Below are 20294 nucleotides of genomic sequence, written 5' to 3' on the forward strand. Positions count from 1 at the left end.
GGCGGATCAGTTCGCGGTCACGTCCGACAGGGCGTCGATGAACTTCTCGATATTGCCGCTAGTCAGGCCTGCGGCATTGATGCGGCCCGATCCGGCCATGTAGATCCCGTGATCGTCACGCAATTTCGCGATCTGGTCCTTATCCAGCTTCAGGATTGCGAAAAGACCGTTCTGATCGGCAAGTTGCGCAAGGTCGAGACCGGGGACACGGTTGTCTGCCGCGGCCAGCGTTTCGCGAACCTGGCGCAAACGCGCACGCATTTGCGTCAATTCGTCCTGCCATTCCTTCACCAGCGCCTCGTCGCCCAGGATGATGCGAATGGCCGCACCGCCATGGTCGGGCGGCATGGACCAGTTGGCACGCGCCAGGGCGTTGGCGTTCGACATGATGGCATCCAGCTGGCTGCCATCTTTCGCCATGACGTAGAACGCGCCGACACGGTCGCGGTACATCCCGAAATTCTTGTCGCAGCTGTAAGCGACCAGGGCTTCGGGCACGGCAGCCAGCACGGTGCGCAGCCCTGCCACGTCCTCTTCCATGCCGTCGCCAAGGCCGTGATAGGCACTGTCGATGATCGGCAGCAACCCGCTCTTCGCCAGTGCTGCCGCGATACGTTCCCACTCCGCAGGGGAGTAGTCGACACCGGTCGGGTTGTGACAACAGGCGTGGAGAAGGACCACGTCCCCCTGCCCTGCGCCCTCGATCACGGAAAGCAGCGCATCGATATTCGCGCTGCCATCGGCGTTGGCGTGGTCGAACAGGACGGGCTCCAGTCCGACATCGGCCAGGATCTGGACATGGTTGGGCCAGCTGGGGGCGCCCATGTGGACGCGGCGTGCACCGGCCTGCTTCGCCAGCGATACGGCCAGCCGCACGGCGCCCGTGCCGCCCGGCGTCTGCATTCCGGCGATGCGGCCGCCCATGTCCGCCCGTCCGTCGGACCCGGCGCCGAAAATATAGGGCATCAGTGCCCGGACGAACTCGCTGTCGCCTTCCGGCCCCAGATAGCTCTTGCTGTCCTGCGTTTCGATCAGGCGTTTTTCGGCCTGCTTGATCGCACGGAAAACCGGGGTCGCGCCATCGTCGGTACGATAGACCCCGACACCGAGGTCGATCTTGTCCGCGCGCTCGTCGGCGGCATACATCTTGATCAGCGCGAGCAGCGCGTCAGGCGATTGGGCTTCTAGACGGTCAAGCATGGCTTCAGCCTTTGCCGCGCCGCCTGCGTGGCCGCAACCCTGTATCGTGCGGCAAAGCCGCGTTCTGCCGTAGCTTCTCTTGGGCTGCTAGAAGGGCAGCCAGCGCTGTTTCTTGGAAAACTTCATGTAGCCGGCGTTCACGCCCAGCCGCAGTCCCGCACCCACGCGAATCGGGATCAGCACGGTATCGCCCTTGCGAAGGTAGCTGGCCGTCATGCCGCCCAGAGCATAGATCTGCCCCTCCCCGGCGGGAAACCGTTCGTAGAGCTGCTCTGTGTCGTAAAGATTGTAGACCAGCACGAAGGTGTTCCCGGCATTCGCGCCCGCATCGAAACCGATCGAAGGTCCGGTCCAGTAGACGGGACGCTCGCCCTCTACCTTGTGATAGAGCGTGCCCGAACCGTAGCGCGCACCGAAGATGAAGGCGCCGCCCGCTTCGCGCCCGACGATGTAGGCATTGGGCTCGCCCTGCTTCTCCAGCAGGTCCTCGATCAGCTTTGCAAGACCCTCGGCGCCGTCACCGAACACGCCCTGCGCCGCGCCGATGAGGTCGTCCTGCTTGTAGGTGGAACCCTGGGCGGCAGCGACCTCGGGGTTCGAGGCAGCTTGCGACGCTGCGGTTTCCGCATCGGGCGCCGTGGCGACGGGATCTTCCCACTGGTAGGCCACTTCCGGACCGGCAACGCTTTCTTCGGGGAAGGCTTCCGCGACGCCGCCCTGCGGATAACCGGGCTGCTGGTCGTCCGGCTGGCGAACCGGCTGTTCGTCGGCATAAACCGGACCGTCACCGGGGGATTCGGAAAGATCGCCGTCGATGCCGGAGCCGAAATCGGCACTCGGATCGATGGTCTGGACACCTTGCGCGGAAACCGGGCTCGCCAGCAGGGCAAATCCGGCGCCCAGCGTCACGAGCGCGTTTCGTAAGTTCGCAATTCCCATCGTCATCGTCCGTCCCATCCATACCGGCAGCCGGAGCAGGCCGCGTGCCGCCCTTAAAAGAGTCGCCCGGCCCTGAAGCGGCAATGAACCCGCGACGAATCGAATCCAAAACACGGCGAGGCGAGTCCGAAACGCCGCTGATCCGGGCATTTGCGGCCTCTGCGAGACGAGCCTTGCCCCCCGCCGGACTGCCCGCTATAGCCCGCCGCCTCGCCGCAATCAGGCGTTCCGGAGACGTGGGTGAGTGGCTGAAACCAGTTCCCTGCTAAGGAACCATACTCTTTAACGGGTATCGAGGGTTCGAATCCCTCCGTCTCCGCCATTTCCCAGCCGTTCGACTACGTTTTTATCGACGCAATGGCGGACCAACTGCGCGCTGGAATGAGCCGCGTCCGGTCCCGCCTTTCGAAGCCCGACGTGGTATTGCTCGCTATCTGAAGCGCCTTTTCTTCTAGAAGCCGTATCGAAGGCCGCCCCACACCGTTCGCGGCACACCGAGGTCGATGGCGCCGTTCGCATTGCGCGTGACGATTTCCTCGTCGAAGATGTTCTCCGCCCGGAAAACCAGTCCCAGCCTGTCGGTCAGCGGGAAACTGGCAAAGGCTCCCAACGTGGTCGCGGCTGGGAGGACCCCGGTTTCGTCATCGCTTTCGAACTGCTTGCCGACATGGCGCAGCGTGGCTGCAATCTTCAGCCCCTGGCGCGGCTCGAATGACAGTGTTGCCGATGCCGTCCATTCCGGCGTCTGGGGTGGACGATTGCCGTCGAGGGAAAGCGATGCACCCTCCCCGTCGATACGCGCATCGGTGTAGGCGATCGTCCCGTCGAACCGCCACGCCCCGCGCGTAATCCTTGCCCCTGCCTCTACCCCTTGCGCGTCGATTGCCGGCAGGTTCTGCCGCTGTCGTTGGGTCGGCGTCAGGGTGACGTTCGCAATCGCGTTCTCCACGCGATTGTCGAAGGCTGTCACGGTCAGTTCGACATTGCTGGCCGGTCGCCAGTCGATACCGGCTTCGTAGCCCACGAGTTCCTCGTTCTCGAGCTCGGCATTGGCCGAAGTAAAGACGGGGAAGACCACGAAAGGCCGGTAGAGCTCATTGAGCGTGGGCAGTCGCAGCCCGCTATAGGCAGCCGCGCGCAGGGACAGCGCGTCCGACGCCTCGAATACGAGGCCGCCGCGCCCGGTCACGGTACAGTCGCTGCGATCCGCGAACCGGTTCTCGAAAACGACTCTGCCGGCAGGATCGCTTTCCCTGAAGAAACCGCCGGTCACAGTGGTGCGATCGGCGCGAATACCGCCCGTCAGGACCAGCGGACCGCGCGCCCAGTCATGCTCTGCGAACAGCCCCAGATCGGTCGTCGTACCTCCGGCACGGCGCCTCGCGGTCAGATTGCCGCTAAACGCGCTGAAGGGCTGTTCCTGCAACTCGCCCTCGCTGCGGCGGTAATCCACGCCAAGCCGCAGGACATTGTCCGGGCCAACCGGAGGCCGCACTTCCAGCTGGCCGCCCAGCCCGGTCGAGGGCGTATTGCTCTGGTCGAGTACCTTCACGAAGCGGGTCGAGCTGATAACGACATTGGAGAAGTTGCGCGCCTGGACATAGGCCAGGGCATCGAACTGCCAGTTGCCGCGCCCGACCAGCCGGACGCTCGCATCCTGCCCGCTTGCAGAGCTGTCCGCACCATCGAACCGCAGGGTCCGGTTGTCCTCGAACGCAAGAACGCGCGCCTGCAGGTCGACGGTTTCGGCAACAGGGAAGACGGCCCGTATTTGACCGGACCGCGCATCGAAGGCCGCCCGCGCGGTCGCAGGCACGCGCTGGTCTTCGGGCGTAGTGAAGAAGCCCTGCCCCCGGTCCCATCGCCCGGTCAGGGTGACAAACCCGGCGCCGAGCTCGGCAAGTCCGGTTGCAGCGGCCTCGGTCTCTGCGCGGTCGTTCACCAGCAGCGACGCGGTTACGGGTCCGAGGTCGCCCGGTCCTGCGCTCTGCATAGCGATCGTCCCCGCCAGAGCGCCCGCGCCGAATGGACCGGACCCGCCGCCGCGCGTGACCGCAATGGCAGACAGCTGCTCGGGCACCAGCGCGGCAAAGGGCGTGTAGCCGAAGAACGGGTCGTTCATCGGCACCCCGTCCAGAGTCACAAGCGCCCGGCTGGTCGCGTTTCCGCCCAGCGCCCGCAAGGTCACCCCCTGCGCCGTAGGGTTCGACGAACGGCTGTCCGAACGGCGGAATTGCTGAAAACCGGCCACGGAAGACAGCGCGTCCTCGATGCGGCCCGATGCCGTCGTCGCGATTGTTTCGCGTTCGATCGTGCGGGTGGCGTAGGCCGGCGTCGATGGCGTCTCCGGCAGCCCTTCGCCGATGACCACGATCTCGGCCGTTGTTTCGTCCGGATTTTCCTGGGCCAGCGCCGGAGCGGAGGCGAGAACGACAAGCGAAGCGGAAGCGAGGTAACGGGTCATGCGGCCCGACTAGCCCAGCAATGCGAAGGCGTCAGCCATTAAAACCGCCCGGAATTTCCGGTCGATATGGCCTTCGGCACAGGGGACTCGCCAATCGGTCATGCGTCCCTTACACATTGTTCGGTTGCAAGAGAGGACCGAACCAATGGGCACAGAAAAGACCCAGGCCAGTCGCGACGAGAGGAAAACCGATTTCGACGTCCTGATCGTCGGTGCCGGAATTTCCGGGATCGGCATGGCTGCACACATGGAAATGCAGTGCCCGGGGCATGAGTACGGCATCCTGGAAATGCGGGAGAATCTGGGCGGGACGTGGGACCTGTTCCGGTATCCCGGCATACGGTCCGACAGCGACATGCACACGCTGGGTTTCTCTTTCGAACCCTGGAAGCACGAGAAGACCATTGCCGATGCCCCGGCCATCATGGAGTACCTGAACCGGATCGTGGACGAGCGCGGCATTCGTCAGCACATCCGCTATGGCCACCGCGTGGTCTCGGCCGACTTCGACAGCGCCGATGCGCGCTGGACCGTGACCGTCGAAACGCCGGACGGGGAACGTAAGCGCCTGACGGCGAACTGGCTGTATCTGGGCTCCGGCTATTACGACTACGACGAGCCCTATGACCCCGGATTCGAACTGGGCGATTACACGGGGCAGGTCATCCATCCGCAATTCTGGCCCGACGATCTCGATTACAGCGGCAAGAAAGTGGTCGTCATCGGGTCCGGCGCGACCGCCGTCACCATCGTTCCGTCGATGGCGGACAAGGCCGCACATGTGACCATGTTGCAGCGCACGCCGACCTGGATATTCTCTCGCCCTGCGAAAGACTGGCTGGCCAATACGCTGCGCAAGATTTTGCCGGAAAAGACCGCGTATCGCATCACCCGGTTCAAGAACATCCGGATGCAGGATTTCGCCTTCAAACTGGCGCGCAACAAGCCGGAAAAGGTCAAGGAAGGCCTGCACAAGCGGATCGAGAAAGCGCTTGGGCCGGATTACGATAAAGCCACCTTCACCCCGCCTTACGATCCTTGGGACCAGCGCCTGTGCCTCGTTCCCGATGCCGACCTGTTCGATGCGATGAAGGCCGGCCGCGCCAGCATCAAGACGGGTCGCATCGCACGCTTCGTGGGAGGCGGTGTGGAGCTGGAATCGGGCGAGCGCCTCGATGCCGACATCATCGTGACCGCAACCGGACTGAAACTGGCCGTCTGCGGCAAGATCGCCATCAGCGTGGACGGCAGCGCCGTCAATTTTGCCGAACGGTTCTATTACAAGGGCTGCATGTTCTCCAACGTACCCAACCTTGCCGTCGTATTCGGCTATCTCAATGCCAGCTGGACCCTGCGCGCCGACATCAATTCCGAATATGTCTGCCGGGTCCTGAACCATATGAAGAAAACGGATACGGACATTGCCGTGCCCAGCCTGTCCCGGCAGCAGGAAGCCGCACTCGAGGAAGACGACATCTTCGATTTTTCCTCCGGCTATATCCAGCGTTCGAAGCATATCATGCCGAAGAACGCGGTGCAGTATCCCTGGCGGCTGAACCAGGAATACGTGCTCGACAGGAAGCGCATGGAAACGGACCCGGTCGATGACGGGCTTCTCGTTTTCAGCCGCGCCCGCGGCAAGGCCGACCGGCAGGAAAACCGGCTGGAAGCAGCGGAGTAGCATGGGCGAAAGGGCAAGCTGGCCAACAGCTTCGCCCTCCCCTAATCGCACCACATGAGCGCAACAGGCAGCAACCGGATATGGACCGCGGGTCTCGTCGTGATCGGCGACGAAATCCTGTCGGGCCGCACGCATGACAAGAACATCGCGCAGGTCGCAAGCTGGCTGCAGGTGCAGGGCATCAGGCTGGCCGAAGTCCGCGTCGTCCCCGACGTGGAGGACCGTATCGTCGACGCGGTGAATGCCCTGCGCGAGGCGAACGACTATCTCTTCACCACCGGCGGAATCGGGCCGACCCACGACGACATCACCGTCGATGCGGTGGCCCGCGCGCTGGGCGCGGGCGTCGTCATCCATCCCGATGCCCGCGCTTTGCTGGAACGCTATTATGCCGACAAGCCGGGAGGACTGACCGAGGCCCGTCTGCGCATGGCACGCGTGCCCGACGGGGCGGACCTTATTCCCAACCGTATGTCCGGGGCGCCCGGCATCCGGATCGACAACGTCTTCCTGATGGCGGGCGTGCCGCACATCACGGCTGGAATGCTCGATGCGCTTACCGGGACGCTGGAAGGCGGAATGCCGCTGAAAAGCGAGACCATCGGCTGCTGGACTTCCGAAAGCGAAGTCGCCGATATCCTGCGCGAGACGGAAGCCGCGCACGAACAATGCCAGATCGGCAGCTACCCTTTCTTCCGCGAAGGCAAGGTAGGGGCCAATTTCGTGATCCGGTCCGTCGATGCCGATGAACTGTCGAGCTGCGTCCATACGCTTTGCGATGCGCTGGGCACTGCCGGGCTCGATTTCACGCCGGGCGGTATCTGAACCCGCCGCGAGGCGGCTTGACTTCCTGCCCGCCTGCATTCCCTAGTGGTTGGGCAGTGGCGAAGGGGGCCGTGTGGAAGTTCTGATCATACTCGCCCTTGTGGGCGCGGTCGGCTGGCTCATGAACCAGGTCCGCGATCTCAAGCGCCGCTTGGAACTGCTGGAAGACCGGCTACTGGCCAGCGACCAGTCGGATGCCGCGAGTGCACCGCCTTCCGTTACTATTGTCAGCAGTGAACAGCCGGCGGGCACCATTCGCTCCGAACCCCTGGAGCGGCCGACCGAACCGGAAGCGCCGGACTCGCAGCCAGAGCCTGTTCCCGACACGGATGAAGTGCCGGCCTCCCTGCCCGGCAGCGTCCCTGCGTCTCCGGAGCGCGCGCAGGATGACGCTTTCTTTAGCGATGCGGACGAGTCTGAAAAAGAGGCCGAACCGGCCCGAAAGCCACGCTTCGACATCGAGGACATTTTCGGTCGCAAGCTGCCGATCTGGGTTGGCGGCATCACCCTGGCCATCGCGGGCATCCTGCTCGTGCGATATTCCATCGAAGCTGGACTGGTCACGCCTTCGGTGCGCGTCGCCATGGCTTTTGTTTTCGGGCTCGGCCTGCTTGCAGGGGCGGAGTTTTCCTATCGCAAGCCCGACCTCGTCGGGGATCCCCGGATACGTCAGGCGCTTGCCGGGGCAGGTCTGGCGACGCTTTATGCCGGGTTTTATCTCGCCGGGACGCAATATGGTCTGATCGGGCAGACATTCGCCTTTATCGGTCTGGCAGCGGTGACCGCAGGCGCGATTGCCTTGTCCTTCCGCTTTGGCTTGCCATGCGCGATCCTCGGACTGGTCGGCGGGTTTGCGGCTCCATTGCTGGTCGGCGGGGAAGAGGCGAACCTGCCGCTCCTGACAATCTATCTCGGCCTCGTGACCGCGGGCCTGTCGCAGGCTGGCAACCGCCAGGGCCGTCCTTGGCTGTCGATGGCGGCTTTGGTCGCAGGGCTGGGCTGGGGCCTGCTGTTGCTCCTGGCGGAAGATTTCGGGACCGCAGAGGTGCTGGCCCTCGGCATCTATCTCGTCACGCTCGGCGCGGTCCTGCCCGCGCTGATGGCGGGCGGGTCATTCGTGCGCCCTGTCCGTCTCGCCTCTGCCTTTCTCGCCAGCCTTCAGCTTGCCCTCCTGGTCGACCGGGCAGGTGACGGAGCGCTGGCGTGGGGCCTTTACCTGCTCATGGGTGCAGCGCTGGCGGCGCTGGCATGGACGCGGCGCGAATTGCGAGAGGCGAGCGCCGTCGCCATGGTGATCGCGGTCGGCTTGCTTACCCAGTATGGCCTGCCGATTACTCCGATCTTCCATGTAATCGCAGCATCCGTTGCCGCGATCTTCATGGTGATCCCGCTGGTCCATATCGCTCGGCAACCCGCCGAACTAGCCGATTTCGGGAAGGTTGCCGCAGGCCCCATTGCGCTGGCCGCGGGTATTTATGCAGTCACCGGCCAGCCTGCCGCGGATATCGTCGAGCCATTGCCCGCGCTCTGGTGCCTTGCGCTGGCGGCCATACCTGCCACCGGGACCTGGCTGATCCGAGCCGATCAGAGCCGGACCGTGTGGTTCGCGAGCCTCTCCGCATCTGCCATCCTGTTGCTATTCGGTGGGGCGTTGCTGGTCACCCCGTCATGGATTTCGCCCGTCTTCGCTGCCTTGGCGCTCGCCGGTGCGGTTGCGCTGACACATCGCCGGACCGACAGGCCACCCGGTATTCTTGCTGCGGGCTTCGCGTCTCTGGCCGTCATCGTCCTGCTCGTGTCGAACGGGACCGCGAGCGAGATCCTTCGCCTCAGTGCGGGGAACGACGACGGTGTCGACCTGCGGGCCATGCTCCGCTGGTGTTCCGTTTTTGCCGCGCTTGCCCTGTGGGCGTGGCGTGCGCGGCAGCCCATCGCACGTACCGCGCAAGGCATTGCTGCAGCGGCAGGGTATGGGCTGATCGCGCAAATCCTGCCGGATAGCGTGCTGCCCTGGGCCGTCGCTGTGGCCGCAGCGGGACTTTCAGCGGCTCGTTTCGACAGCTTTGCAGGCCGTGCGGTGCTGGTGGCGATCTGCGCGCTCTGGGCACTCGGCCCGGTGGCGGACTGGCTTGCGACCGGTATGGAGGCCGCCGCCGGCCTTGCTCCGCTGGCATTCGACTGGCCAGACTGGCGGACCGGTCTGCTGAAAATCCTGCCCTTCGCCGTTGCAGCGCTGGCATTGAAAAGGGGCTTGAAACTGCCTTCCTCGGTTCCGGCCAATCTACCGGCATACCTGGCAGCCGCTACGCTGCTCATCGTGCTGCACATCGTGTTCAAGCACCTCTTCAACATCGAGACACGGACCGCCTTCGTGGAGCAGGCACTGGCGGAGCGCACGCTCTGGCAGGCGATTTTGCTGGCCATTGCGATCGCCCTGTCGCGCCCACTGCCGCGTATCGGCGCGCAGCCCATGCTCAGGACCGCCGTGGCGGCGCTGTCGCTGGCGCACTTCGCGTGGTTTACAGGCGGAGTGCACAACCCGCTTCTGACAGCGCAGGCGGTCGGCCCCGTTCCGATCGCCAACCTTGCCCTCGCCGCAGGCACTGTGGCCCTTGCTGCGACCTGGATCATCCGGCGTGCAACTGTCGGCAGAGCTCAAGTCCGACTGCGGCAGGCACTCGATGCGGTAGCGATGATCATCGTCGTTGCCGTCGCCCTTGCGCTGCTGCGACAGATGTTCGCCGGGTCGGTGCTGACCTCGCAGCCCCTCGGCCAGAGCGAGGACCTGCTGCGTTCGTTGCTGGGCATCGTCCTCGCCATTGCATTCCTCATCGCCGGGCGGATGCGCGACGAACAGAGCTGGCGCATCGGTTCGCTGGTCCTGATGGTGCTGGCCGTGGCGAAGGTGTTCCTGGTCGATGCCGCTGCGCTGGAGGGCCTGCTGAGGATTGCCAGCTTCATGGCGCTGGGCTTCAGCCTGCTCGGCATCGGTTGGCTCTATGCCCGGCAATTGGGCACACGGAAAACCGCCGCCGAGGATGAAGGACAGGCCGGTTAGGCCCGCCCCTCCAAATCAAACTTCCGTTCACACAGGCGTCTGGTCCCGCTCGATCTCGTCCTGCAGCTTCTGAGCGCCGCGATCGGCCTTTGCGATCGAATCGCGCGAGGCATCGCGGTTGTTTTTCCAGGCGAAGACGATGATGCCGATCAGCAGGATCGGTCCGATGATGGTGACGGCTGTCCAGAGGGCGCCCATGGTATTTTCCTTTCGATTGCTTTCCCCTTCAACGCCCGGGAGAGGCAATCTTTCCGCCCGCGCCCGTCCCGCCTGCCGCAGGGCCCATGAGAAAGGGGCCGGAGGATCGCTCCCCCGGCCCCGTAATCCATGTGTAGTCCTGTAGGACAGCCTGAAAGTATCAGGCGCCTTCGATGCTGCTGGTGTCGATCTTCAGGCCCGGACCCATGGTCGAGGTGATCGACAGCTTGCGAAGATACTTGCCCTTCGCGCCCGAGGGCTTCGCCTTGACGATCGCGCTGGTGAAGGCGTCGAAATTCGTCTTCAGGTCGGCATCCTTGAAGGACAGCTTGCCGATGCCCGAATGCACGATGCCCTGCTTCTCCACGCGGAATTCGACCTGGCCGCCCTTGGCGTCCTTCACGACCTGTTCCACGTTCGGCGTCACGGTGCCCAGCTTGGGGTTCGGCATCAGGCCCTTGGGACCCAGCACCTTACCGAGGCGGCCGACGACACCCATCATGTCGGGGGTGGCGATCACGCGGTCGTAGTCGAGATTGCCTGCCTGCATGTCTTCCATCAGGTCTTCCGCGCCGACCTTGTCGGCACCGGCGGCCAGCGCCTTGTCGGCGTTGTCGCCCTTGGCGAAGACAGCGACCTTCACGTCCTTGCCCGTGCCGCTCGGCAGGGCGACCATGCCGCGAACCATCTGGTCGGCATGACGCGGGTCGACGCCCAGGTTCATCGCGATCTCGACGGTTTCGTCGAACTTCTTGGAACCGTATTCGCGCAGCAGGGCCAGCGCGTCTTCGAAGCTGTAAACGGCTTCCGGATCGAGCTTCTCGGCCCGCGCCTTCTGTGCCTTGGTCAGTGTCGCCATGATCAGCCCTCCACCACTTCGAGGCCCATGGAACGGGCGCTACCGGCGATGATCTTCGTCGCCTGTTCGATGTCGTTTGCGTTGAGGTCCTTCATCTTGGCCTCTGCGATTTCGGCAAGCTGGCTCGTCTTGATCGAACCGATGATGTCCTTGCCCGGCTCCTTCGAACCCGATTTGATCTTCATCGCCTTCTTGATCATGTAGCTGGCCGGCGGCGTCTTGGTCTCGAACGAGAAGCTGCGGTCGGCATAGACCGTGATCTTGGTCGGGATCGGGGCGTTCTTCTCGAGATCCTGCGTGGCGGCGTTGAACGCCTTGCAGAATTCCATGATGTTGACGCCGCGCTGACCCAGCGCAGGGCCGATCGGCGGGGACGGGTTTGCGGCGCCGGCGGGCACCTGAAGGTTTATGTAACCTTCGATCTTCTTGGCCATGATGGCCTCCTTTTCTCACTGTTGCCTGCCGCACGGCGGCTGCAGGCTCATGGTAAGCGGTCAGGCGGTGCATCCTCGAACACACCTCCCGCAGCGGTTTTCCAAAGCTTTGCCGTGGAAGCGCGCCATATAGTCGGCGGGGCCATGAAAATCAACCGATTCGGCCATGGCCGGCCCGCAGCCTTGGCGAAGTTGACAATGTTGACACGGCCCGATCCCACCCAAGCCATACAAACCGTTGAAAACAATCCGGAAATCCACGATTGAGAAGTTGACACATCCTCGGGTGGCGACGCGAAAACACCCTCATCTCCTGCCAAACGCCATGACCGGCAAAGCGCGTGTAGGACAGCGTTTTCTCATGGTGCACCGAAGGAGAGTGGGCTGCCATCCCGGGCCATTCCCGGTTCATACCCCGCGTGATACCGATCCCCCCATGCCAATTTTCCGTCCCCTTTCCGGCCTTCTCGCCGCGCTGCTGCCCGCCATTGCGCTCGCGCAGGACGCCCCGGCTGCGACATCGGAGCGCCTGCAACCGCCCACCCCGGCCCTGATCGACGAGGCGCTGGAAATCGGCGGCGAGGAAATCGAGGCGCGCAAGCTGCGCAGCCGCATGACCGTGGTCACTCATGTGAACGGCAAGGGGCCCTATCGCTTCGTCGTCGACAGCGGCGCCGACACATCCGTCATCGGCCGGAAACTGGCAGGCGAACTGGAACTCGAGGACGGCACGCCCGTGCTCCTGCACGCCGTCACGGAAAGCAAGGTGGTGGACCGCGTGCTGGTGGACGAGCTGCGGCTGGGGCCGACGGTCACGACCGACCTCGAATTGCCCGTGCTTGAAGAAAAGGATTTGGGCGGGGACGGGATGATCGGGCTGGACGCGCTGGTCGAACAGCGCCTGATGCTGGATTTCGAGAAACGTATCATCACGGTGGATGACGGGGCCGGACGCGCAGGCTTTGTCGACCGCGACGGCATCATCGTCGTCACCGCGCGAATGCAGCGCGGACAGTTGATCCTGACCGAGGTGAAGGCGGGCCGCGAAGCGGTCGACGCCGTGGTCGATACCGGGACCGAGGTCACGATCGGCAATTCGCTGCTGCGCGAAAAACTGAAGGCACGCCGCCCGCGCGACCTGCGAACCGCCACCGTCTACGGCGTGACGGGCAAGGCGATCGAAGTCGAGTTCGCCATCGTGGACAAGCTGAAGATCGGCCCCATCACCCTGACGAAGGTTCCCATCGTCTTTGCCGACATCCCTCCATTCGAGGTGTTCGGCATCGCCGATAAGCCGTCATTGCTGCTGGGCACGGACCTGATGGAACAGTTCCGCCGCGTATCGCTCGATTTCGGAGAACGCCGCGTTCGTTTCCAGCTCAAACGATGCGAGGCGCGCGGCGTCACCCTGCGCACCAACACGATCGCCACCCGCATCAAGAGCGAGGAAGAAACCGCCTGCGTCCGCTAGGGCGCTCGCAGGCGAGAAAACCGTCAGTCGAGCAGGAGTGCAAGGTTCACGCGGCCGGTCCCGGAACGGATGAGGCCGATGGTCCGCGCCGCTGCGGTCGAAAGGTCGATGACGCGGTTGCCATGGAAGGGGCCGCGATCGTTGATGCGAACGACCACGCTATCGCCATTGCGCGGGTTCGTGACCCGGACCTTGCTGCCGAGCGGCAGGGTGCGGTGGGCAGCGGTCAGGCGTTCGGGATCGAATATCTCGCCGCTGGCCGTGGGATTGCCGGCCAGTTCCTGCCCGTAAAAGCTCGCCTCGCCATCGGCCATCGGGCTTTCCGATGCGCTCGGCGCGGGATCTGCATTTGCCTGCGTTTGCGCGAGCGGCGACGGATCGAGCGCGGCAACGGGTTCTGCCTCCACGCTGGCCATCCCCTTGCCCAGCTTCACGACGTCAGGCGACGCGCTTTCCTGCCACAGGCCTGCACCGAGGCCGCTGGCCAACAGTCCAACGGCTGCCAGACCGCCGAGCAAATATCGACGTTGCGATTTGAGTTGCATGAAAGCGCGCAGCCGTTCGCGCCGGCTCGGCATGGAATGGCTGGCCGGGAACTGATCCGCCGAACCGTCGGTCCGGGGGCCGGTATGGGCGGTAGAAAGGGCGGCTTCGCTTTGAAAAGGTTGCATACCTGTTCAGCGAGTAGACAGCCCCGCACGTTCCGGTTTTATCCGAAAACGCCAGAATGTTCGGATGAAGGTCCGCCTGCCGCAACATTCATGCGGCAGGCTGGTTTCAGCGGTCAGATGCTTGGAAAGCAGGCTTTGGTCGCAAGGACGCTTCGCCCCATTGCCCGCCGGGTTACTTGACCAGTTCGACCTGTTCGAAGTCGAGTTCGACCGGGGTCGCGCGGCCGAAGATGGACACGCTGACCTTGACCTTCGCCTTGTCGAAATCGAGCTCTTCCACCACGCCGTTGAAGCTGGCGAAGGGGCCGTCGAGCACCTTGATCTGGTCGCCGATTTCGTAATCGACGCTGATGTCTCTCTTGGGCGCGTTCTTCGCTTCCTCGACACCGCCGAAATAGCGTGCGGCCTCTTTCTCGGAAATGGCCTGCGGCTTGTTGTTGGTGCCCAGGAATCCGGTCACCTTCGGCGTGTTCTTGACCAGGTGATAGACATCGTCGGTCATGTTCAGCTTGGCCAGCACGTAGCCCGGCATGAACTTGCGTTCGACCTGCACCTTCTTGCCGCGCTTCACCTCGGTCACGGTTTCGGTCGGCACTTCGACCTCTTCCACGCCGTCGGACAAGCCCAGCCGTTCGGCCTCCGTGAGGATAGCCTCGCGCACCTTGTTCTCGAAACCGGAATAGGCGTGGATGATGTACCAGCGTGCCATGTGTATCAGTCCGTTGTGTCTTGTGAGGATGTGTCTTGTGGGAATTGCGTGCCTGAAAGGTCGCCTGCCCGTGAAGTGCGTAAGCCCGGCCGGATCGCCCCCCGGATCAGGCCGTTAGGATCAGGCCCCCGGGATCAGGCCAGCGTGAGCAGCCAGCTGACGATCGCGCCAAACAGCGAATCGACGCCGAGGAAGAACAGCGACATGACCACCACCATGATCCCGACGAAGATCGCGGTCGTGACCGTTTCCTGCCGGGTGGGCCACACGACCTTGCTGCTTTCGGTCCGCACCTGGCGGATGAATTCGCCCGGCGTCGTCTTGCGCTTTGCCGGGGCGCTTGCCTTCTGTGTGTCTTCGGCCATCGGTCCTGCCGCTTTCGCTCTTCGTTGAACTCTCGCGTCTCTTCCGGGTAGGGCCTCGCGCCGCCCCGAACGATGGTCCGGGAGGGCTGGGAAGCTTTTCGATGTCGGAAAAGACCCGCTCGCATCTAATGGGACCGCCCCCCAAAAGCAAGCCGAGTGAACGCCGCGCGACAGAAAGCCCGCCGGGCTGCCCGGAATCGTCCCAGAAACCCGTTGCAGGTGAAACGGGCGCGCTATAGCACGGCAGCGGCCTTGGGCGCCGAACGGGATCCTTTGGGGGAACAAGAGATAATGACTGCACCTGCACCCGCACCAGCCGAATTGCCGCTAGGCGAACGACTGGTCGCACCTGTCACCAACGTGTCGGATTTCATCTGGGCGGGGACATGGAACGGTGTGGAGGTCCTGCCCTTCCCGCCGATGACGATCATCCTGCTGGGCATCGGCCTGTGGATCATGGTCGGCCTGCGCTTCTATCCCATCGTCAAGCTGGGCAGCGCCTTTGCCGGCCTGTTCAAGAGCCGCAAGGGTGCGGGCGACGGGGAAATCTCTCCCTTCGCAGCGCTCTCGACCGCGCTGTCCGGACAGGTGGGCACGGGCAACCTCGCGGGCGTCGCCACGGCCATCGCGCTGGGCGGACCCGGCGCGATCTTCTGGATGTGGGTGACGGCGCTGTTCGGCATGGCGCTGGCCTTCGCGGAAGGCTCGCTCGCCATCCGCTACCGGGAGAAAACCTCGGACGGCGTCTATCGCGGCGGTCCGATGACCTACATCATGATGGGCCTTGGTCCGAAATTCACCTGGCTTGCCATCGTCTTCTGCCTCGGCACGCTGTTCAGCGCGCTGGTCACCGGCAATTCCATCCAGGCCAATGCCATGGCCGACGGGATGAACGAACTGTTCGGCCTGCCGGAAATCTGGGGCGGCGCGATCACCGCCGTGCTGGTCTTCATCGTCATCATCGGCGGCATCAAGTCGATCGGACGCGTCGCCGAAAGCATCATTCCCTTCATGGCCGCGTCCTATATCGTCATGGCCGCCATCGCGCTGATCCTGAATGCGGGCGACCTGCCGGAAACCTTCTCGCTGATCTTCAACGGCGCCTTCAACCCGCAGGCGGCGACCGGCGGTTTCGTCGGTGCGGCTCTGATCATCGCAATCCGGGCAGGCGTGGCGCGCGGCCTGTTCTCCAACGAGGCGGGACAGGGTTCCACCCCGATCGCGCACGCCGTGGCGCAGACCAACGATCCCGAACAGCAGGGCCGCATGGCTATGCTGGGCACGTTCATCGACACGCTGGTCATCTGCACCATGACCGCGCTCGTCATCCTGACCGTGCGCGGCGAATTCGTGGGCGGCGGCGAGGCGGTGGCCCATGCATGGCAGTCCGACCGCGTCGGCTTCGAGATGACCAGCGGCGCCTTTGCCGCGGCCTTCCCGCTCGACGTGCTGGGCGTTCCCATCGGCGTGCTAATTGCCAGTGTCGCGCTGATCCTGTTCGTCTTCACCACCCTGCTGACGTGGAGCTATTACGGCGAACGCGCCATCACCTTCATCTACGACCGCATTCCGGGTTCCAGCCGGGGCGGCGAGAAGAAGCTGCACATCGCCTGGCGCGTGCTGTGGTGCATCGTGATCTTCCTGGGCGCCGCGCAGCCGAGCGAACTGGTCTGGCGCCTGGGCGACATTTCCAACGCCGCGATGGCGCTGCCCAACCTGCTGGCGCTGGCCCTGCTGTCGGGCGTGGTGTTCAAGCTGGCGCGCGGCCAGAAGGATGCCGGTCCGACACACACCGCCGACACGCCGGAAGAGCCCGAGGAATACTGAGGGCCGACACCGCTTCTCCGCTAAGCGGCGGCACGAACGAAGAAGGGGCCGGATGCACGACGCATCCGGCCCCTTCTTGCGTGTATCAGGCTGTCTTCAACGCTGACCGAAAAGGCGGGAGAAAAAGCCCGGCTCTTCCATCGGCTGCACGGGCCCGTGCTGCATATACCGCAGCGAGGCGTCCTGGTGGGACCGCGGGCTGACCCACTTGTCCGGACGGCTGCTGCGGAAGGACAAACTCGACATGGAAACCTCCATCAAAAAATGCCCCTCCATCCGGCGACCATAATGCACGAGTGGGCGCAGCGGTTCCCGCGGGCGCAAGTGGGGTCGGCGTGGGGCAAACGAGGCAACTGCAGTGAGTGTGGCTTTCATGCACCGGCCATGATTGCACCAACGCCAACGATCAAACCAACGCCTATCGCGCCCGCGCCATTAAGGGCGGGGCGAACGGGAAAACGATGCGGACCGGAAAAACGGCCCTGGCAGGGGTGACAGGATTCGAACCCGTGGCCCTCGGTTTTGGAGACCGATGCTCTACCAACTGAGCTACACCCCTGCAGGGCGGCCTCGCCTCTAGTGTAGCATTGCCCCCTTTCGCAAGAGACAATGCACACGCCTGCCGATGAATTGATCGCTTGCCGCCTTTGCCGGGCGGCGGCATCATGCCGTGGTGCACGCTCCCCTGCCCTCCATCATACCGCCCGACCTGCTGCTGTCGGCATACCGCCAGGGCATCTTCCCGATGGCCGATGCGCGCGACGACAGCGAGGTTTTCTGGGTCGAACCGCGCGAGCGGGCGATTATCCCCTTGGACGGTTTCCACCTGTCCCGCTCGCTTTCCCGCACGATCCGGCGGGGCCGGTTCGAGGTCACTTGCAATACCGCCTTTCGCAATGTCGTGCGCGAATGCGCAGGGCCGCGCGACGATGCCGAGGGGACTTGGATCAGCCGGCGCATCGAACAGAGCTATGCCGGCCTGCACGAGGCGGGACACGCGCACTCCATCGAATGCCGGGAGGATGGGAGGCTGGTCGGCGGGGTCTACGGCGTCGCCTTCGACAGCGTGTTCTGCGGCGAAAGCATGTTCAGCCGCACCACCGATGCCTCGAAGGTTGCGCTGGCATGGCTGGTCGGCCTGCTGCGCCGCGCGGGCTGCCGGGTCTTCGACTGCCAGTTCATGACATCGCACTTGAAATCGCTGGGGGCGGTCCCGCTATCGCAGGCGGACTATCTGAAGAAAATCGCAGCCGCCCGCATTCCCCAGCGGCAAAGCCTGGTCGAGGCTTACGAATCGCTGCTGGACGATGCGGCAGCCGATCCCTCTTCCTCGCCGGGGAAGCTCATCGCGCAGTCCTTGACCCAGACGTCGTAGACCGGGTGCTCCACGACATTGACGCTGGGCGTCTGCTTGAACAGCCAGCCGGAGAAGATGCGGGCCCACTCGTCCTCGTTCTCGGCATTCTGCACCAGCACCTGGACGAATGCGCCCGTCTCGCGCGGCAATTCCCACGGTGCGGTCCGCTCGCACGCGGACAGGCGGATGATGATATTGCCGATGCGGCGCGATTCGCCGGGGCTCAGCTCGATATCCTGCGAGACATTGTTACGCTTGTTCAGAAGGCCCAGCGTCGCGACACGCTCTTCCATCGGACTGCCGATCTCGGCTGCGCGCGCGACGTCTGCCGACACCACCGTCTCGTCCACGTCCTCGCCCGCATCGGTTCCGTCTTCCGACAGGATGGCATCCTGATCGGCGTCGGTCGTCTGCAGGTCGTCGGGGATTTCCGTTTCCAGCGCGCCCGGCTGGGGCGCCTCGTCGGAACACGCGGCCAGGCCGAGCGCGGCAACAAGGACCGGGAACAGCGGGCGGGCAATCCCCATGATCAGTCGCCGGGGGTCCACGCTTCGTAATCGCCGACCGCGCGGGCACGCTTTCCCCCGCGCTCCAGCGCGCCTTGCGGGCGATAGGCGCCCGCCGTGCCGGTCGCGTTGGGCGTGTAGTCGGTTTCCCAGATCTTTGCCGGCGGCAGGTGGCTTTCGGGCACGCCGTCGAACGATCCGTGCAGCCAGCCATGCCATTCGGGAGGCACGCGGCTGGAATCGTTCGCGCCGTCATAGATGACCCAGCGCCTCTCGCGGCCGGAATAGGACCCGCCGGTGGGAAGGTCGGACCGCTTGTTCTTCGCGCGGTAGTACTTGTTGCCCTGCGCATCGGTGCCGACGTGCTCGCCGCGGCGCGCGGTGAACAGGCTGGTGCCGATGGTGGCACCGTCCCACCAGGTGAAAATCTTGCCAAGGAAGCTCATGGCGCCAGCCGATAGCGTCTAGCCACGTGGCGAGGCAAGCAAATGCTTGTGGCGGGCATCGCCCCCTGTCACCATTCGACGCGGTCGCCGGCCTCGATTCCCAGTTCCTCCGCCAGGCCGCCGCGAATTTCCAGCACCGCAGCCGTGGGACCGATCGCGGAAACCGATTCGAGCGAATAGGGCGTCGTCATCGCCGCGATGTTCAGGATGCGGCGGTCCTGCCCGATGAAGATGATGTCGAGCGGGATAGGCGTATTCTTCATCCAGAAACTGGCGATGCCGAGGTCGCTGCGCGGAAACAGCATAGCCTCGTCGTCGGCCAGTTCGGTGCGGAACATCAGGCCCTGTGCCTGCGCCTCCGGCGTGGTGGCGACTTCCGAGGTGAAGACATGCGCCTCGCCATCCGCCGTTACCGTCACCGGCACCAGCGGCAGGTTGGAAACGGGATGGCGCATCTGGGTTGCTGCAGCGGGCGTCGCTTCGGCCGCCGGCTGGGGCGAGCAGGCGGCAAGGGCGAGGGCAGGCGCTGCAAGGACCAGCGACAGGCGCCGCCGGGTGCCCCCGGTAACGCGCGCGGCGATCATTCTTCCCATTCGGTCAATTCGTCCAGCCATGCGTCCAGTTCCTCTTCGCTGCCGGCATCCAGCACGCGGCGCGTTTCGGAAAAACCATGGCCTGCCCTTAGCATGGCGGCAAGATGCTTCTCGCGGGTCCTGGGATCGGCTTCGTCCAGCGCGAAGGGGCCGATGCGTTTCTTGCGTGCCATCAGGATCGCGGCCTTCGCCCGCGCGGGCGCGCCCGTGTCCATGTCCTCGCGGATGGTTTCCGCCACGCCGGCCTCGCGCAGGGCCTCGCCTACGCGGCGGGGGCCGTATCCGCGGCGCAGCAGGTCGCGCTTGCGCATCCGGGCATAGGCCTCGTCGTCGAGATATCCGCGCGCGGCGAAGCGTTCGGCGATTTCCGCAGGATCGGCAGGTTCGCCCCCGCTCGCCTCAAGGTCCCAGCCGCGGGCATGGAGCTTGCGATCGAGATAGCGCACCAGTTTCGCCTTCGTCGTGGCGTAGCGCGAGACATAATGCAGGGCGAGTTCTTCCAGCCGGTCGCCGTCGAGGGGCTTTGGCGGCCTCTTCTCGCGGTGCGTCTTGCGGTCTGTCTGCGGTCGCTGGCCGGGCACGGCTGACCCCCTTTCGCCTTATTCGTGCCACACTCGGCATCAAATGGGAAAGTGTGACGGTGCGATTACAACAAAAGAAATGTATGCACCCCGCAGGGGATGCGCTGCGA

General features: G+C 64.3%; 21 protein-coding genes and 2 tRNA genes. 8 read left to right on the forward strand and 15 right to left on the reverse strand.

The genetic code is table 11. The features are described from left to right. Nucleotides 1–6: 6 nt before the first annotated feature. Nucleotides 7–1200, reverse strand: a complete 1194-nt coding sequence (locus ACGHJ7_RS08160; RefSeq protein ID WP_390476213.1) for an aromatic amino acid transaminase — start codon at nucleotides 1198–1200, stop codon at nucleotides 7–9. Between the two features lie 87 nt (nucleotides 1201–1287). Continuing rightward, complete coding sequence (locus tag ACGHJ7_RS08165; RefSeq protein WP_390476215.1) at nucleotides 1288–2145, reverse strand: DUF1134 domain-containing protein; 858 nt, start codon at nucleotides 2143–2145, stop codon at nucleotides 1288–1290. 224 nt (nucleotides 2146–2369) lie between these two features. On the opposite strand from ACGHJ7_RS08165, the gene ACGHJ7_RS08170 reads away from it, so the two are divergent. After that, nucleotides 2370–2461: transfer RNA gene (locus ACGHJ7_RS08170), tRNA-Ser, on the forward strand. 129 nt (nucleotides 2462–2590) lie between these two features. Here the strand turns inward: ACGHJ7_RS08170 and ACGHJ7_RS08175 are convergent. Then, complete coding sequence (locus tag ACGHJ7_RS08175) at nucleotides 2591–4603, reverse strand: TonB-dependent receptor (RefSeq protein WP_390476217.1); 2013 nt, start codon at nucleotides 4601–4603, stop codon at nucleotides 2591–2593. 145 nt (nucleotides 4604–4748) lie between these two features. On the opposite strand from ACGHJ7_RS08175, the gene ACGHJ7_RS08180 reads away from it, so the two are divergent. The 3 genes from ACGHJ7_RS08180 (at nucleotide 4749) to ACGHJ7_RS08190 (ending at nucleotide 10167) form a co-directional block, all read left to right on the forward strand. Beyond that, nucleotides 4749–6284, forward strand: coding sequence for a flavin-containing monooxygenase (locus tag ACGHJ7_RS08180; protein ID WP_390476220.1), 1536 nt, complete (start codon nucleotides 4749–4751; stop codon nucleotides 6282–6284). A 54-nt stretch (nucleotides 6285–6338) separates the two neighbouring features. Further along, nucleotides 6339–7109 (forward strand): competence/damage-inducible protein A, encoded by a 771-nt coding sequence (locus tag ACGHJ7_RS08185; RefSeq protein WP_390476223.1) that lies wholly within the window; start codon nucleotides 6339–6341, stop codon nucleotides 7107–7109. Nucleotides 7110–7182: 73 nt separating this feature from the next. After that, entirely contained in the window at nucleotides 7183–10167 is a 2985-nt protein-coding gene (locus ACGHJ7_RS08190; protein ID WP_390476226.1) for a DUF2339 domain-containing protein, read from the forward strand. Nucleotides 10168–10194: 27 nt separating this feature from the next. On the opposite strand, the gene ACGHJ7_RS08195 is transcribed toward ACGHJ7_RS08190, so the two are convergent. The 3 genes from ACGHJ7_RS08195 to rplK form a co-directional block, all read right to left on the reverse strand. Then, nucleotides 10195–10365 (reverse strand): hypothetical protein, encoded by a 171-nt coding sequence (locus tag ACGHJ7_RS08195; RefSeq protein WP_390476229.1) that lies wholly within the window; start codon nucleotides 10363–10365, stop codon nucleotides 10195–10197. 160 nt (nucleotides 10366–10525) lie between these two features. Next, the gene (rplA, locus tag ACGHJ7_RS08200) at nucleotides 10526–11224 is read right to left on the reverse strand and encodes a 50S ribosomal protein L1 (protein WP_390476230.1); all 699 of its coding nucleotides are present in this window, start codon (nucleotides 11222–11224) and stop codon (nucleotides 10526–10528) included. A gap of 2 nt (nucleotides 11225–11226) precedes the next feature. Then, nucleotides 11227–11658, reverse strand: a complete 432-nt coding sequence (gene rplK, locus ACGHJ7_RS08205; protein WP_390476233.1) for a 50S ribosomal protein L11 — start codon at nucleotides 11656–11658, stop codon at nucleotides 11227–11229. A gap of 144 nt (nucleotides 11659–11802) precedes the next feature. Between rplK and ACGHJ7_RS08210 the strand changes: the two genes are divergently transcribed. Together ACGHJ7_RS08210 and ACGHJ7_RS08215 are read left to right on the forward strand one after the other, a co-directional pair. Further along, on the forward strand, nucleotides 11803–11925 hold the full coding sequence (locus tag ACGHJ7_RS08210) for a hypothetical protein (protein WP_390476236.1): 123 nt from the start codon (nucleotides 11803–11805) through the stop codon (nucleotides 11923–11925). 169 nt (nucleotides 11926–12094) lie between these two features. Further along, on the forward strand, nucleotides 12095–13129 hold the full coding sequence (locus ACGHJ7_RS08215) for a retroviral-like aspartic protease family protein (protein ID WP_390476239.1): 1035 nt from the start codon (nucleotides 12095–12097) through the stop codon (nucleotides 13127–13129). Between the two features lie 23 nt (nucleotides 13130–13152). Here the strand turns inward: ACGHJ7_RS08215 and ACGHJ7_RS08220 are convergent, their stop codons facing one another. The 3 genes from ACGHJ7_RS08220 to secE form a co-directional block, all read right to left on the reverse strand. After that, nucleotides 13153–13800 (reverse strand): septal ring lytic transglycosylase RlpA family protein, encoded by a 648-nt coding sequence (locus ACGHJ7_RS08220; RefSeq protein ID WP_390476241.1) that lies wholly within the window; start codon nucleotides 13798–13800, stop codon nucleotides 13153–13155. A 172-nt stretch (nucleotides 13801–13972) separates the two neighbouring features. Further along, nucleotides 13973–14509, reverse strand: a complete 537-nt coding sequence (nusG, locus tag ACGHJ7_RS08225; RefSeq protein ID WP_390476243.1) for a transcription termination/antitermination protein NusG — start codon at nucleotides 14507–14509, stop codon at nucleotides 13973–13975. Between the two features lie 134 nt (nucleotides 14510–14643). Continuing rightward, complete coding sequence (gene secE, locus ACGHJ7_RS08230) at nucleotides 14644–14874, reverse strand: preprotein translocase subunit SecE (RefSeq protein ID WP_390476245.1); 231 nt, start codon at nucleotides 14872–14874, stop codon at nucleotides 14644–14646. A gap of 291 nt (nucleotides 14875–15165) precedes the next feature. Between secE and ACGHJ7_RS08235 the strand changes: the two genes are divergently transcribed. Continuing rightward, nucleotides 15166–16701 carry an alanine/glycine:cation symporter family protein gene (locus ACGHJ7_RS08235; RefSeq protein WP_390476247.1) on the forward strand — a complete coding sequence of 512 codons (1536 nt, stop codon included), beginning with the start codon at nucleotides 15166–15168 and terminating at the stop codon, nucleotides 16699–16701. A gap of 96 nt (nucleotides 16702–16797) precedes the next feature. On the opposite strand, the gene ACGHJ7_RS08240 is transcribed toward ACGHJ7_RS08235, so the two are convergent. Continuing rightward, complete coding sequence (locus ACGHJ7_RS08240; RefSeq protein WP_390476249.1) at nucleotides 16798–16947, reverse strand: hypothetical protein; 150 nt, start codon at nucleotides 16945–16947, stop codon at nucleotides 16798–16800. Nucleotides 16948–17184: 237 nt separating this feature from the next. After that, nucleotides 17185–17260, reverse strand: a tRNA-Trp gene (locus ACGHJ7_RS08245). A gap of 114 nt (nucleotides 17261–17374) precedes the next feature. Between ACGHJ7_RS08245 and aat the strand changes: the two genes are divergently transcribed. Continuing rightward, nucleotides 17375–18076: a leucyl/phenylalanyl-tRNA--protein transferase gene (gene aat, locus ACGHJ7_RS08250; protein WP_390476251.1), complete on the forward strand. Its 702-nt coding sequence runs from the start codon at nucleotides 17375–17377 to the stop codon at nucleotides 18074–18076. Here aat and ACGHJ7_RS08255 read toward each other — a convergent pair. From ACGHJ7_RS08255 to ACGHJ7_RS08270, 4 genes are all read right to left on the reverse strand, one after another. After that, nucleotides 17989–18585 (reverse strand): DUF2155 domain-containing protein, encoded by a 597-nt coding sequence (locus ACGHJ7_RS08255; RefSeq protein ID WP_390476253.1) that lies wholly within the window; start codon nucleotides 18583–18585, stop codon nucleotides 17989–17991. The genes aat and ACGHJ7_RS08255 overlap by 88 nt on opposite strands. Before the next feature lie 2 nt (nucleotides 18586–18587). Then, nucleotides 18588–19010, reverse strand: coding sequence for an NADH:ubiquinone oxidoreductase subunit NDUFA12 (locus tag ACGHJ7_RS08260; RefSeq protein ID WP_390476255.1), 423 nt, complete (start codon nucleotides 19008–19010; stop codon nucleotides 18588–18590). A gap of 68 nt (nucleotides 19011–19078) precedes the next feature. After that, the gene (locus tag ACGHJ7_RS08265; RefSeq protein ID WP_390476256.1) at nucleotides 19079–19594 is read right to left on the reverse strand and encodes a DUF192 domain-containing protein; all 516 of its coding nucleotides are present in this window, start codon (nucleotides 19592–19594) and stop codon (nucleotides 19079–19081) included. Next, nucleotides 19591–20184, reverse strand: coding sequence for a regulatory protein RecX (locus ACGHJ7_RS08270; RefSeq protein ID WP_390476258.1), 594 nt, complete (start codon nucleotides 20182–20184; stop codon nucleotides 19591–19593). The genes ACGHJ7_RS08265 and ACGHJ7_RS08270 overlap by 4 nt, the downstream gene beginning before the upstream one ends. Nucleotides 20185–20294 lie beyond the last annotated feature (110 nt).

The sequence above is a fragment of the Altererythrobacter sp. MTPC7 genome (assembly GCF_042851395.1).
GTDB lineage: Bacteria > Pseudomonadota > Alphaproteobacteria > Sphingomonadales > Sphingomonadaceae > CAJXSN01.